9 protein-coding genes and 1 CRISPR repeat array (1 of these 10 only partly in view) are annotated in these 14,136 nt (G+C 59.0%); of the genes, 2 read left to right on the top strand and 7 right to left on the bottom strand.

What is annotated here, in order from left to right; translation table 11 throughout:
• Positions 1-3,223: a CRISPR direct-repeat array (repeat unit 36 nt; unit sequence GTTCCGGTCAGAGCGCATATCCCAATCGTCTAGACT) (it extends 1,233 nt beyond the left edge of the window).
• 70 nt (positions 3,224-3,293) lie between these two features.
• The 3 genes from cas2 to cas9 are packed head-to-tail and all read right to left on the bottom strand — an operon-like array spanning position 3,294 to position 7,621.
• Positions 3,294-3,599: a CRISPR-associated endonuclease Cas2 gene (gene cas2, locus AC0969_RS04195; protein WP_479623126.1), complete on the bottom strand. Its 306-nt coding sequence runs from the start codon at positions 3,597-3,599 to the stop codon at positions 3,294-3,296.
• A gap of 33 nt (positions 3,600-3,632) precedes the next feature.
• Complete coding sequence (gene cas1 / locus AC0969_RS04190) at positions 3,633-4,562, bottom strand: type II CRISPR-associated endonuclease Cas1 (RefSeq protein WP_479622883.1); 930 nt, start codon at positions 4,560-4,562, stop codon at positions 3,633-3,635.
• A 5-nt stretch (positions 4,563-4,567) separates the two neighbouring features.
• Positions 4,568-7,621, bottom strand: coding sequence for a type II CRISPR RNA-guided endonuclease Cas9 (cas9, locus tag AC0969_RS04185; RefSeq protein ID WP_479623125.1), 3,054 nt, complete (start codon positions 7,619-7,621; stop codon positions 4,568-4,570).
• Positions 7,622-7,883: 262 nt separating this feature from the next.
• Between cas9 and AC0969_RS04180 the strand changes: the two genes are divergently transcribed.
• Positions 7,884-8,753, top strand: coding sequence for a GNAT family N-acetyltransferase (locus tag AC0969_RS04180; RefSeq protein ID WP_479622882.1), 870 nt, complete (start codon positions 7,884-7,886; stop codon positions 8,751-8,753).
• Here AC0969_RS04180 and AC0969_RS04175 read toward each other — a convergent pair.
• A complete protein-coding gene (locus tag AC0969_RS04175) occupies positions 8,750-9,574 on the bottom strand; it encodes a segregation and condensation protein A (protein ID WP_479622881.1) in 825 nt (274 codons plus the stop codon). The two genes, AC0969_RS04180 and AC0969_RS04175, sit on opposite strands and share 4 nt — an antisense overlap.
• 67 nt (positions 9,575-9,641) lie before the next feature.
• On the bottom strand, positions 9,642-9,848 hold the full coding sequence (locus AC0969_RS04170; RefSeq protein WP_479622880.1) for a DUF3460 family protein: 207 nt from the start codon (positions 9,846-9,848) through the stop codon (positions 9,642-9,644).
• Positions 9,849-9,892: 44 nt separating this feature from the next.
• Here AC0969_RS04170 and bamE point away from each other — a divergent pair, with 44 nt between their 5' ends.
• The gene (gene bamE / locus AC0969_RS04165) at positions 9,893-10,381 is read left to right on the top strand and encodes an outer membrane protein assembly factor BamE domain-containing protein (RefSeq protein WP_479622879.1); all 489 of its coding nucleotides are present in this window, start codon (positions 9,893-9,895) and stop codon (positions 10,379-10,381) included.
• A gap of 3 nt (positions 10,382-10,384) precedes the next feature.
• Here the strand turns inward: bamE and AC0969_RS04160 are convergent, their stop codons facing one another.
• Both AC0969_RS04160 and metG read right to left on the bottom strand, forming a co-directional pair.
• Positions 10,385-12,037: a SulP family inorganic anion transporter gene (locus AC0969_RS04160; RefSeq protein WP_479622878.1), complete on the bottom strand. Its 1,653-nt coding sequence runs from the start codon at positions 12,035-12,037 to the stop codon at positions 10,385-10,387.
• Between the two features lie 15 nt (positions 12,038-12,052).
• Positions 12,053-14,134: a methionine--tRNA ligase gene (gene metG / locus AC0969_RS04155; RefSeq protein ID WP_479622877.1), complete on the bottom strand. Its 2,082-nt coding sequence runs from the start codon at positions 14,132-14,134 to the stop codon at positions 12,053-12,055.
• Between the last annotated feature and the right edge of the window lie 2 nt (positions 14,135-14,136).

Raw genomic sequence — 14,136 nt, 5'->3', positions numbered from 1 at the left:
CAGCTCGTTTTGTAAATTCTTGTTCCGGTCAGAGCGCATATCCCAATCGTCTAGACTTCCAGCCGCCCGCTACTGCGCATGCCGTCAGTTCCGGTCAGAGCGCATATCCCAATCGTCTAGACTAAAGGCCGCGTGGTGGATCTGGCCCCCGGCGTTCCGGTCAGAGCGCATATCCCAATCGTCTAGACTCGGGCCAGCACCGGGGCACGCTACAAGAACGTTCCGGTCAGAGCGCATATCCCAATCGTCTAGACTGCCGGGTGCGGGCTACAGCCAACCAGAGAGGTTCCGGTCAGAGCGCATATCCCAATCGTCTAGACTTTCATCTGGAAACGGTAGGCAATGCCAGTGGTTCCGGTCAGAGCGCATATCCCAATCGTCTAGACTTAGCCAGCGCCGGGCAAGACGACCACACACGTTCCGGTCAGAGCGCATATCCCAATCGTCTAGACTCCACCACAGAAAGACCCCATGGGACGACAAGTTCCGGTCAGAGCGCATATCCCAATCGTCTAGACTCAGCAGGCATGGGCAGGCCTACGAGCTGGAGTTCCGGTCAGAGCGCATATCCCAATCGTCTAGACTTGGAACCTTTAACACTTCACGAACTCGATTGTTCCGGTCAGAGCGCATATCCCAATCGTCTAGACTTCGACGCTGCCCGTGCCGCTGATAGCGCGGGTTCCGGTCAGAGCGCATATCCCAATCGTCTAGACTAGCTGGGCCTCCATGGCGTTGAAGGCCGCAGTTCCGGTCAGAGCGCATATCCCAATCGTCTAGACTGTGGCCAGCCATCCGGCGATCGTCAGTAAAGTTCCGGTCAGAGCGCATATCCCAATCGTCTAGACTTGCGTACGGCCATCTCCCCATCCCTTCTTAGTTCCGGTCAGAGCGCATATCCCAATCGTCTAGACTACCATCCAAGTGCAGCCAGACGGCACGCGGGTTCCGGTCAGAGCGCATATCCCAATCGTCTAGACTCGAGCAGCGAACGGACATGACGCGCATGCAGTTCCGGTCAGAGCGCATATCCCAATCGTCTAGACTAGTTTCACCCTGCTGACCATCAACGCGGTGGTTCCGGTCAGAGCGCATATCCCAATCGTCTAGACTGCGCTCACTGGTCGCGCCTCATGGTGTGCAGTTCCGGTCAGAGCGCATATCCCAATCGTCTAGACTTATATCTGTATTGCATCCAACAATATAGATGTTCCGGTCAGAGCGCATATCCCAATCGTCTAGACTCTGGCCCGCCGCGAAGCCATCAACGTCCACGTTCCGGTCAGAGCGCATATCCCAATCGTCTAGACTCAAGCCCGACTCTTCGCTCATGTCTTTTTGGTTCCGGTCAGAGCGCATATCCCAATCGTCTAGACTCTCCAACCTGCGCGTCCCCCTGTTCTATGCGTTCCGGTCAGAGCGCATATCCCAATCGTCTAGACTAACCCTGCCCGACGGCACGGTGGTCCCCGTGTTCCGGTCAGAGCGCATATCCCAATCGTCTAGACTCTGGCGGTCAGCTCTGCCAGGCGCGCAGGGGTTCCGGTCAGAGCGCATATCCCAATCGTCTAGACTCCCCGCCAACACCGTGCGCCTGCTCGTCAAGTTCCGGTCAGAGCGCATATCCCAATCGTCTAGACTTTGCAGCGTGGCAAGGGGGAAACCGGGCATGTTCCGGTCAGAGCGCATATCCCAATCGTCTAGACTCCAGCTTGCCCGCGAAGTACATGCTGAGGGGTTCCGGTCAGAGCGCATATCCCAATCGTCTAGACTAAAGAGCTGAAAGAGGTGGACGTCCGTCAGGTTCCGGTCAGAGCGCATATCCCAATCGTCTAGACTTAGGTGATCTGATCCCCATCCCCTGCCGGTGTTCCGGTCAGAGCGCATATCCCAATCGTCTAGACTCATCCGATGCATCCGGAGCGATGCCCCCACGGTTCCGGTCAGAGCGCATATCCCAATCGTCTAGACTCCCGAGGCCGAGATCATATACAGCGGCATGGTTCCGGTCAGAGCGCATATCCCAATCGTCTAGACTAAAGCCATCGCCAAAGCCACGGGCCAGCCAGTTCCGGTCAGAGCGCATATCCCAATCGTCTAGACTGCCCTGGCAGGCATGGAGTCGGTCATCCAGGTTCCGGTCAGAGCGCATATCCCAATCGTCTAGACTGGTGACGATGGGCTTGATCTTGGCCATCTCGTTCCGGTCAGAGCGCATATCCCAATCGTCTAGACTTATTCGCTGGTGGCGGCGCACCAGCTATGTGTTCCGGTCAGAGCGCATATCCCAATCGTCTAGACTCGATACCATCTGCTCCTACACGGGCAAGCTGTTCCGGTCAGAGCGCATATCCCAATCGTCTAGACTTTTAACTAATCATCTCTTACGCCCAAAAGTTCCGGTCAGAGCGCATATCCCAATCGTCTAGACTCCGAGGTGTCGGCCCCCTACATCTACGTCGGTTCCGGTCAGAGCGCATATCCCAATCGTCTAGACTCGAGACGGTGGAGCAGTTCACCGAGCACTTGTTCCGGTCAGAGCGCATATCCCAATCGTCTAGACTTCGCGTCGCGTTTGCTCGCACGACCAGATGGTTCCGGTCAGAGCGCATATCCCAATCGTCTAGACTTGGTCGGATTCGGCGCTGTCGGCCCACAGGGTTCCGGTCAGAGCGCATATCCCAATCGTCTAGACTTCTGGGCGGTGGCCCCAGCGGCCGCTGCGGGTTCCGGTCAGAGCGCATATCCCAATCGTCTAGACTGAGCCGTGCGCGCTTGCGCTTCGGCTTGCGGTTCCGGTCAGAGCGCATATCCCAATCGTCTAGACTGTTGAGGTTGATGGGCATGGTGGTCTTTTAGTTCCGGTCAGAGCGCATATCCCAATCGTCTAGACTCCCGCCGTGGTGCTGGCCTACAACCTCTACGTTCCGGTCAGAGCGCATATCCCAATCGTCTAGACTCCTATCATGCTAGCCAGCGCGTCAGCGTGGTTCCGGTCAGAGCGCATATCCCAATCGTCTAGACTGCGGCAATATAGCTCTAGCACTTCAAGTAAGTTCCGGTCAGAGCGCATATCCCAATCGTCTAGACTCGCTTGCGTCGCCTTCACCGTGCCCAAGGTGTTCCGGTCAGAGCGCATATCCCAATCGTCTAGACTCAACGGTGACGAGCAGTACGTGCGTGTGCTGTTCCGGTCAGAGCGCATATCCCAATCGTCTAGACTAGCGCTGCGATAACCCCTTGATTCGTCAAGGGGTTTTTCGTTTTTTGAGGCTTAAAAACAGCTGTCATTTTCAGAAAAGATCGAATTGATCTGGCGTTTTATTCGCCGGGAGTTTGGCTTTTCCATGAAAACTGATGATGCGTTCGTACTGTTTGTCGGTGAATTGCAGGATATTTACCTTGCCGCCTTTGGGTAAGGCTCCTTCCACCCGTTTGCACAAAGTGTCCACCTGTGCGGAGCTGGTGCAGAAGCGCATGTAGACGCTGAACTGGCTCATCTCGAATCCCTGGTCCAGCAAGGTGTTGCGAAAAGCGGTGGCGGCCTTGCGCTCGACTTTCTCCACCACGGGCAAGTCGAACATGACCACTATCCACATCAGTCGGTATCCAGACAGCATGGTTGCCCGCCGCTATTCATCGAGCAGGGCCGAGGCCAGTGTCAACGGCAGGCCGGGTAGGGGCAAGTCGAGTTTGTCTCGTTCACCTAGATAAACCTGAGCCAGTGATGTGGCTAACTTTTGTACGCAGACCATGACCGGTGTTGCGCCGTTGGGGGTTTGCATATCGTCGTACATGGTGCGTACCAAGGCGCGTTTTGTCTCTGGTAGCACCAGCTCTTCTCCATTGCGTTTGAGTTGCCACACCTTGAGGTCAATCATGGGGCGGAAGGGCTCCATCACATCGTCAACCAAGCGCATGGCATTGTTGTCATGGCTATGGTGCAGGCCAATGCTGGGATGCAGTCCGGCCGCGACGATGGCGCGGGCGGTTGTGGCACGCAGCACGGTGTAGCCATAGTTGAGCAGTGCGTTCAGCCCGCCTGCATTCTGGTCACGCCGGAAGCCGTCACCGAAAAGTAAGCTCCAATAGCGGCGCGCTCCTTGTGCTTCTATGTTTTCCGGGTCACCACTTTTGACCTTGGCTACCAATGCCATCAGCGGGGCTGGTGGTCTTCCGGTGGCTTCCAATGCTGCGGCCTGTTGTTCTAACTTGGACCGAACCACCGTGGCCCATAAGCGTTTGTGGGTCGGCAAACTGGCCGCGATCTGCGCCTCGATCCGCTTGGCTTGTTCAAAGTTACCGTCTATGGGCAACAGCATGCCGACAGCATTGTGGTTGGCTGCGCACAGCACAAAAGGGGCACCCCGCTCGGCCAACGCGATCAGCAGGTTATTGGTGTAGCTCAGACCATGTGCGTTGGCGATTACGGCGGCTATGTCGTCCAGCGGCACCTGGCCCAGTTCTTTGCGTTCACCTTCGGTGTCTTGCACCACCATGAAGCCCCGGTGCAGGAACAGATGCCGTCTGTCATCGGCCACTTCTACGATGCGACCGATCATTTTTGCTACTCCTTGAAGCCGGGGTCGTTGAGTTCGCCGATGGGGGAAATGGTTACGCGCCGGGCTTGGATGGCTTGCAGAGGACCGGCATTTTTCCTGTAGTAGGCGAAAGCATCATTTTTATTGGCATCGCGCTCACTCACGTTGGCTTCATTTGTTGCGGCAAATGAAATTTGTCCTTGGCTGTTCATTTTGACAATTCGCATGAGTCGCCAGTCATCATCAGTTTTTACTTTGACGATATCGCCGTTTTGCAACCGCATTACCAACGGTTTTCCTGAAATGCTCAAGGTGCGAGAGCGTAGCCGTGCTAAACCCTGTTCCTGCCCCAATTCGCGCACCAATTGATAGGCAGCGAAGGTCGATATTATTTCGCCCTCCCACTTACCTTTTTCGTTGCGCACAATGTCCATGCAAAAGTTGCTGCCGCCCACATAACCTTTGTACGGCTTTGGTAGCCCTTTTTCGTCGAGTCCGTGTCGATCTTTATCGCAAGTGCTACTGAATGGTATGACAGTGCGGGTTTTTGTTTCTCTCTGTCGCCGTCCGTCTTCGCCTCGTAAGCGGCGTGTCGCTAAGCCACCAGGCAATAGCCCCCACGCCGTATCTTCATGCATGGCACCTTCGTACCCGTGGTCCGGTTTATGGCTAACCCAGATGTTGTCGATAGCCCGTGCCACATGTTCGCGGTAGCTCTCCCACGGCAAGGGCATGTTTTCGACCAAGCGATTGAGTTGCTGCGTGCGTGCATCGGCACTGGCTTTGGCAAAGCGTTGTAGCAAGCCCTGGTCCGTGACGGCAATCACGCAGGCATCCACGGCGTGGTGGCGGTGGTCGTTGCGGTTTTTCAGACCGTCTACACCCAGCACATCGTTCAGTCCAAATTTGGCGCGCAGCATGGCCGTCATGCGACCCGGTATCACGCGGGTGTTTTGCGGGCACACCAGGCTCAGGTATTCGCGGGCTAGGCGGCTCAGGTGGCGGGTGTCGTTCAATGCGCGGGCTAAAAAGCCTTTGTCATCTTTGAGCCAGCGCTCCATGCCTTCTTCGCCAAAACGGTAGCGCTTGTGCAATGGCATCTGCTCTGCCCGCTCTAACATGGCCGCATATGCCCAGCCTTGTGCGGCAAAGGCCTCATGCGCCTGCCAAGGCGTGCGGTTGCCCTTAATACGGTTGGCTTGGCGCATGGCTACCGTCTTGTTGTTGAGGCTATCGTCCAAGGTTTCAGAAAACGGCAGGATGTGCTCGATCTCCACTTGCTCGCTCAGTAGCATTGCCAAGCTGATTTGTAGGCCCGAGTAGGGGCAGCGGCGATCCGCAATGTCAAAACTCAGCTCCTCCCACAAAATCATTTTCTGGATATCCAACGCCTTAACCCGTTCCGGACTGGTGCCGCGTGCTGCGGCAATATCGGCGCTCATACGTTCATTGCGCCGTTGATTTTCGGCTTGGCGCACGTTGTCTTCTTTGCGCTGTTCCTGGCTCTGCTTCAAGTCGCGGGCCAACTCCACAATCACCTCGCTGGGATGGCCGTAGCGGTGGATCAGCGCATTCACCACCAACCGTACTTGGTTGAGCCCAATGTGCACCGTGGGGTTGGCGATCTTGCCGTAGCGCTTTTCGTCTGTGTGCTCTGGAACACCGCTGCCAAAACCGACGTGGCGTTGCAGGGCTTGGCCGTAATAGGGCAGCGAGGACAGGATTTCACCGCTGGCTGCCGGGCTGATGTTGCTGTGGTGCTCAAAACCCGCTGCGATGACGGCCTTGTCATACGTCACCACTTCGCGGCGTAATTCCGGCAGGATGCGTGCCAGCGCGGCGCTGCTCAGGCTGCCGTAACCGTCTGGCAAACCGGCACTGGCAATCGCCTCTGCACGCGTTTCGCTGATGCCGGTTTGGTCTTGCAGCCAACGGACCAGCTTGGCTTCGTTTTCTTCGCTCACCAGTTGCTGCACGATGGCATCTTGCTGGGTTTCAGTGAAAGAAAACCATGCATCCCCGAAGTAGATGCTCTTGGCGAGTTCTGCACTCGTGGAGTTGCCGTTGAGTTCTGTGCGCTTGTCATCTTCTAGATTGAATTTGACGGATCCAATCCCGGCTGCGCGTTTGATTTTGGCAAATGTGACCTTGCGACTCTTTTCCAGCAGGGCAATGATTTGATCTCGCTGTTCTAAAGAGAGTGATTCCTCATGCAACCTATCCCGCAAGATGCGCAGGTTGTTGACCTCTTGGTACATGCGAAAGCGTTGCGTGCTTGGCAGGGCCAAGGGCGCACGTTCCTCGTCGGGCAGCAGGGTGCAACGCCCCGGTTTGACGGGTTTGAGCGGGCGCTGGTGCAGTAAAGCGTCCTTCAGGTCATCTCTCGCCGTGTCATTGAACAGACTGGGCTGGAGTTCGGCTTGCTTGGCCCACAGCGTATCGAATTCGGACGTAATCATCGCGCGGTCGATATACAAGTCGTAGCTCTTGTCGATGCGGGTCTTACCGTCTTCTCTGGCGACCTTAGTTTGTCTGTAGCGGGCGCGTACGGTTAGCCCGGCCGCGTCACGCCGGTGTAGCCATTCCCCCACGGTGCGGCAATTTTCCAGTTGCATCGCTTCGCGCAGTTTGCTGATCGCGGTTTTGAGCGCACCGCTATCGTTGTCTTTTTTATCGGTCTTGCGGTTGCTTTTAAAGCCGCGCCGCTGGTTGATATGGAACAAGGCCCGCGCAAACTCGGCGGGAGTGAGTGCTTCGTCCAGCCCTTTGGCGCGCAAGGCGTAGGGGTCAAGCGTGACAAGTTCTTTGCGCTGTGCCGTATCTGCCGGAAAGAAGCCGTGCTCGATGAGGGAGCGGGTCATGCGCGCTTTGCGTTTGAGCAAGCGGTCGCGTCTGCGGCGCATGGAGCGGGCATCACGGCGGGTGACAGCCAAGGACGATCCGTCTTTGGGGTTGCGACCATCCGAAAAGATGCGCACTCCGGCTTTGATGACGGCGCACGGCACGTCTTGCGGAGTGAGCCGAACCATCGCCCAGCCTAAAGATGTCGATCCCAGATCTAGCGCCAACCGATAGCGCATTTTTGTAATTTTCAAACTATCTCCCTTGATTCGTCCGTACTTGTAACCGCTTGTGCTTTACATTACAAGCTACCAAGTCGATTGGGATATGCGCTCTGAACGCTAACAAGCTGAAAGATGCACCAAATGGAAAGGCCGCTATATGCGGTCTTTCGTCTTTCTGGGGCTTGCCTGTGCGGGCGGTGTCACGAAACCGCCACGCAACCTACACGCCCGCGTCACACCCCGCTTTCAGACTCTCTCCTACACACAGGAGAAGTCCATGAAAGAACTGCCCACCCCCACCTTCGCGCTGTCGCCTATTTCTCTGGTGTCGGCGTTTAATCCTGCATCGCTGCTGCGCGGGGCGCTGCAACGGCGGGACGAGCCGGTGGCTGTACCCCATCCGCGTGTGGACGCACCGCCCGCAGCCGGGATCGTGGTGTCGTGGGCACGGCACCAGGATGAAATCCGCGAAGCCCAGCGCCTGCGCTACCAGGTGTTTGCGGTGGAAATGGGCGCGCGCCTGTCCACCAAACTGCCGGGGCACGATGTGGATTTGTTCGATGATTTTTGCGAACACCTGTTGGTGCGCGACGTGGCCAGCAACGCGGTGATTGGCACCTACCGGGTGCTCACCCCGGTGCAGGCCAAGCGCGTGGGCAGCACCTACAGTGATATGGAATTTGACCTGGTGCGCTTGCGCAACCTGCGCAGCCGCATGGTCGAGCTGGGCCGCAGCTGCGTGCACGCCGACCACCGCCACGGCGGTGTAATTCTAGCCCTGTGGGGCGCGCTGGCAGAGTTCATGCAACGCAACCAGCTCGACACGATGGTCGGCTGTGCCAGTATTCCTATGCTGCACAACGGCGTGGTGGGCGGCGACGCGGCGGCCAGCATCTGGCAGCAGTTGCAAAAAACCCACATGGCACCGATCGAATACCACGTGCAGCCGCGCCTACCGCTGCCGATCGAGCAGTTCGACAGCACGCTGGCTATCGAGCCACCGGCCTTGATCAAGGGCTACTTGCGCCTGGGTGCCAAGGTGCTGGGTGCGCCTGCGTGGGACCCAGATTTCAACACCGCCGACCTGCCGATGCTGTTGCGGATTGCGGACCTGCCCGCCCGCTACCGCAAGCACTTCGCCGGTTAAGCCACCGTGACCGGCGAGTAGGCCAAGCGCACGTAAATCGGCGCAAAGGCTTCGGCCTGCACGATCTCCACCAGCGTCTCCTTGGCCAGTTCCAGCAGGGCGATGAAGGTCACCACCAGCACCGACATGCCTTTGGCGGCATCGAACAGCTCTTCAAACTCTACAAACTTGCGGCCTTGCAGGGTTTTGAGCAGGTAGCTCATGTGCTCGCGCACCGACAGCTCTTCGCGGGTGATGGTGTGGTGCTGGATGAGTTTGGCGCGGCGCAGGATGTCGCGCCAGGCCTCTTGCAGATCGGCCACATGCACCTCGGGCAAACGGGGTTGCAGCGCCTGTTCGATGAACACCTGGGCCTTGAGGAAGTCGCGGCCAAACTGGGGCAGGGCGTTGAGCCGGGCTGCGGCAAGCTTGATTTGCTCGTACTCCAGTAGGCGGCGCACCAGGGCGGCGCGGGGGTCTTCGGCCTCCTCGCCCTCAGCGGCTTTTTTGGGCGGCAGTAGCATGCGCGACTTGATCTCGATCAGCATCGCCGCCATCAGCAGGTAGTCGGCTGCCAGCTCCAGGTTGCGGCTGCGGATCTCGTCGACATACACCAGATACTGGCGCGTCAGGGCCGCCATGGGGATGTCGAGGATGTTGAAGTTTTGCCGCCGGATCAGGTACAGCAGCAGGTCCAGCGGGCCCTCGAACGCGTCGAGAAACACCTCCAACGCATCCGGCGGGATGTACAAATCCAGCGGCATGGCAAACATCGGCTCGCCGTAGAGGCGGGCCCGTGCCACCGGGTCTAGAGCCTCGGGAAGTGCTAAGGCTTCAACCACGGTGTTTGCTATATAAATAATAGCTACTTGCGCATGTTAAATATGCGCTAGCGGCCAATTTGGCTAATTATTTATTGAGGGTTTGGTAGACGTAGGAGTTTTGCGCCACGCGGCCTTCGCGGTACTCTTCCTGGGCGCTGCGGTCTACTTTTTGCTCCCACAGCAAGGCGCGGCCTGCGAGTTGCTGGGCTTCGAGTTCTGGGTTTTGGGCTTTGAGCTGGTCAATGAACAAAGTGGCATCGGATTGGTAGTGGGGGCGGGCGAAGATGGACATTGATGAACCTTATAGTTGGCTGGATTTTACGGGGGCTGCTGGGTATGTTTCAAAAATGGTTGGCGGGTGTGTGCGGGGCTTTGCTGCTCGCGGGTTGCGACCCGCAGCGCATTGACAAGCTGGAAGAGGGTTTCTCGACCGAGGCCGATGTGCGGGCCCAGTTTGGCGCGCCTGAACAGGTGTGGGATGCCCCCGGTGGTGGCCGCACCTTCGAGTACAGCCGCCAGCCGCAAGGCCACCAAAATTACATGGTCACCATCGGTGTGGATGGGAAAATGAGCGCCCTGCGCCAGGTGCTGACCCCGCAAAACTTTGCCAAAGTGCAGCCCGGCATGGTGATGGAAGAGGTGCGCAAAATGCTGGGCAAGCCAATGAAGACCACGCCCTTCAAACTGAAAAACGAGGTGCACTACGACTGGCGCTACCTGGAGCCGCCGAACACCTCGATGGTGTTTACCGTGGTGTTCGACCCCGACTACCGGGTGCTGCGGACCCTGTCGGTGCCGGATCCAGAGGCTGAACGCAGCCGCTAAAAATCACAGTGCCGCCGCAGTGCTGGTCTGGAAATCTTTCAGCCGCCCGGCAAAGCCCGATCGCTCCATCAGTCCGCGCGGCTGCGCGTTCAGGTTGTGGATGGTGAGCTGGCCGCCCCGGTGCGTGATGGCTTTGAACAGCTGCTCCAGCGCGTCCAGCCCGCTGGCATCCAGCGAGATGAGCTGCGAGGCGTCCAGCACCACGCGGGTGCCCTGGTGGCGGCTTTCCACGGCTTGCACGATGGGGTCGATCTTGGCCACCGCTCCAAAAAACAGCGCGCCGTACAGCTTGTAGACCAACGCACCGTTGTCCACGGCCACCGCATCCACATGGAACAGCGTGCTCATGCGGCGGATGAAGAAGGCACAGGCCAGCAGCATGCCCACCTCCACCGCCACCGTCAGGTCGAACACCACGGTGAGGAAAAACGTGCCCAGCAACAGCGAGCGGTAGTGGTTGCTGAACTGCCTGAGCCGCACAAATTCGTGCCATTCGCCCATGTTCCAGGCCACAAACAGCAAGATGCCCGCCAGCACTGCCAGCGGAATGTGCAGTGCCAGCGGCGCGGCCAGCAGCACCACGGCGGCCAGCACCAGCGCATGCACGATGCCTGCGATGGGCGAGGTGGCGCCGGAGCGGATGTTGGTCACCGTGCGGGCAATCGTGCCGGTGGCGGGCATGCCGCCGAAGAAGGCCACCACAAAATTCGCCACGCCTTGGGCCATCAGCTCCTGGTTGGGGTCGTGCTTCATGTGGTGGGGGTCGCTGGCCAGTTGGTCGGCCACGCGGGCACACAGCAGCGACTCCACCGCGCCCAGCAGGGCAATGGTCAGCGTGGGCGTGACCAGCAGGCGCACCGTGTCCCAGGTGAAGTCGGGCAGTTCAAACACCGGCAGGCCACTGGGGATGCTGCCGAATTTGCTGCCCAGCGTTTCTACCGGCAGGCCCAGGGCCCAGGCCAGCAGCGATAGCGTGACCAGCGCCACGATGGGCCCCGGCACGCGGGCAAAGGTGCGCACCGAGCGGCCTTCCAGCAGGCGGATGATGGGCGAGCCCGCCACAAACACCTTGGGCCACACAAACAGCCCCAGCACGCACACCATGCCCAGCGCCAGCGCGTAAAAGTTCAGCGTGTGGAAGTGGGCGGCCAGGGTTTTGAGCTGAGAGAAGAAGTCGCCCGGCATCTTGGCGATCTCCAGCCCCAGCAGGTCTTTCACCTGCGACAGCGCAATCAGCACCGCAATACCGTTGGTAAAGCCGATCACGATGCTCACCGGCACGTAGCGCACCAGCGTGCCCAGCTTGAACAGGCCCAAGGCAAACAGCAGCACGCCTGCGCAGGCGGTGGAAATCAGCAGATTCGCCACGCCGTAGCGCTCGACGATGCCGTAGACGATGACGATGAAGGCCCCCGCCGGGCCGCCGATCTGTGCCGTGGTGCCGCCCAGGCCTGAGATGATGAACCCGGCGATGATGGCCGTCCACAGCCCGGCCTCGGGCTTGAGGCCGCTGGCAATCGCAAACGCCATCGCCAGCGGCAGCGCCACGATACCCACCGTCAGCCCCGAGCCCACATCCTTGCCTAGCCTCTCCCGGTTGTAGCCCTTGAGTGCGTCTAGCAGGCGGGGGTGGAAGCGGGCGAGGGGTAGGGTCATGGAGGTGCTTTGTGGTTAGCCGATGCGCATACCGGGTTGCGCACCGGGGAAGGGTTCCAGGACGTAGACCCCTGGCTGGGCTTTTGCGTCGGCATGGCTGGCAGCAAGAACCATACCTTCGCTGATGCCGAACTTCATCTTGCGCGGGGCCAGGTTGGCCACCAGCACGGTGAGTTTGCCGATCAACTGGTCTGGCGTGTAGTGGGCGGCGATGCCGCTGAACACATTGCGCATGCGGCCCTCGCCCGCGTCCAGCGTCAGGCGCAGCAGCTTGGTGGAGCCCTCGACGGGTTCGCAGTTGACGATTTTTGCGATGCGCAGATCGACCTTGGCGAAGTCGTCGATGGTGATGGTGGGGGCAATCGCCTCGCCGCCGGGTACTATGGTTTCTGTAGCTTCTTGCGCAGGCTCTACCTGCGCTGGAGCCTCAAACAATGCTTCAAGTTGCTTGGCATCGACGCGCTGCATCAGGTGCTTGTAGTCGCCAATCGTGTGGCCTGCGCCCAGCAGGGTATCGGCATCGGCAAAGCCCAGAGGGGTGACGTTCAAGAAGGCCTCCACCTGCGCCGCCAGTGCGGGCAGCACGGGCTTGAGGTAGATAGTCAGCAGGCGGAAGGCTTCGATGCAGGTGCTGCACACGTCTTGCAGCTTGGCATCCATCCCGTCCAGCTTGGCCAGTTCCCACGGCTTGTTGGCATCCACGTAGGCGTTCACGCGGTCGGTCAGCAGCATGGTTTCGCGCAGGGCCTTGGCGTACTCGCGCTGTTCGTACAAACTAGAGATGCTCTCTTTTTGAGAGCTAATGGCGCTTATAAGCTCTGCGCTAGAGGCCGATAAGGCACTTAATTGTCCCGCAAAGCGCTTGGCCAGGAAGCCCGCCGCGCGGCTGGCAATATTCACGTACTTGCCGATCAAGTCGCTGTTCACCCGGGCCATGAAGTCGTCGGCGTTGAAGTCGATGTCTTCGTTGCGGGCCGAGAGCTTGGCGGCTATGTAGTAGCGCAGCCACTCGGGGTTCATGCCCAGGCCCAGGTACTTCAGCGGGTCTAGGCCGGTGCCCCGGCTCTTGCTCATCTTCTCGCCGTTGTTGACGGTCAAAAAGCCATGCACAAAGATCGAATCCGGCGTCTTACGGCCGCTGAACTTCAGCATGGCGGGCCAAAACAGGGTGTGGAAGGTGACGATGTCTTTGCCGATGAAGTGGTACTGCTCTAGCCCGGGCTGGGCCATGTAGGCCTCGAAATCTTCACCGCGCTTGTCGAGCAGGTTTTTCAGGCTGGCCAGGTAGCCCACGGGCGCGTCTAGCCACACGTAGAAGTATTTGCCGGGTGCGTCGGGAATCTCGATGCCGAAGTAGGGCGCGTCGCGGCTGATGTCCCAGTCGCCCAGGCCTTCGCTGGTGCTGCCGTCGGGGTTGGTGCGCACGGAGAACCACTCTTTGACCTTGTTGGCCACTTCGGGCTGCAGGCGGCCGTCTTGGGTCCAGCTTTCCAGAAACGCCACGCAGCGCGGGTCGGATAGTTGGAAGAACAGGTGCTCAGAGCTTTTTAGCTCGGGTGTGGCACCGGACAGGGTGGAGGTGGGGTTGATCAAATCGGTGGGTGCGTAGACCGCGCCGCAGACTTCGCAGTTATCGCCGTACTGGTCTTTGGCATGGCACTTGGGGCACTCGCCTTTGATAAAGCGGTCGGGCAGGAACATGTTCTTTTCGGGGTCGAAGAACTGTTCGATGACTTTGCTGGAGATCAGACCGTTGGCTTTCAGGTCGCGGTAGATCTGCTGCGCCAGGGCGTGGTTTTCGGGCGCGTCGGTGCTGTGCCAGTTGTCGAAGGCGATGTGGAAGCCGTCTAGGTAGGGCTTGCGCCCGGCGGCGATGTTGGCCACGAACTGCTGGGGCGTGATGCCTGCCTTCTCGGCCGCAATCATGATCGGCGCGCCATGCGTGTCGTCGGCCCCGACGAAGTTCACCGCATGGCCCTGCATGCGCTGGAACCGCACCCAGATGTCGGCCTGGATGTATTCCATGATGTGGCCGATATGGAAATTGCCGTTGGCGTAGGGCAGGGCGGTGGTGACGAAGAGTTGGCGTGGGGACATGG

The organism is Rhodoferax sp. LB1P47 (assembly GCF_056521445.1).
Note: the sequence above shows the minus strand (reverse complement) of the source record. Positions and strands in the feature narration are given on the sequence as shown.

Coding starts and splice junctions, on each gene's coding strand:
- cas2 (WP_479623126.1), bottom strand. CDS start 3,599: ATGTGGATAGTGGTCATGTTCGACTTGCCCGTGGTGGAGAAAGTCGAG.
- cas1 (WP_479622883.1), bottom strand. CDS start 4,562: ATGATCGGTCGCATCGTAGAAGTGGCCGATGACAGACGGCATCTGTTC.
- cas9 (WP_479623125.1), bottom strand. CDS start 7,621: ATGCGCTATCGGTTGGCGCTAGATCTGGGATCGACATCTTTAGGCTGG.
- AC0969_RS04180 (WP_479622882.1), top strand. CDS start 7,884: ATGAAAGAACTGCCCACCCCCACCTTCGCGCTGTCGCCTATTTCTCTG.
- AC0969_RS04170 (WP_479622880.1), bottom strand. CDS start 9,848: ATGTCCATCTTCGCCCGCCCCCACTACCAATCCGATGCCACTTTGTTC.
- bamE (WP_479622879.1), top strand. CDS start 9,893: ATGTTTCAAAAATGGTTGGCGGGTGTGTGCGGGGCTTTGCTGCTCGCG.
- AC0969_RS04160 (WP_479622878.1), bottom strand. CDS start 12,037: ATGACCCTACCCCTCGCCCGCTTCCACCCCCGCCTGCTAGACGCACTC.
- metG (WP_479622877.1), bottom strand. CDS start 14,134: ATGTCCCCACGCCAACTCTTCGTCACCACCGCCCTGCCCTACGCCAAC.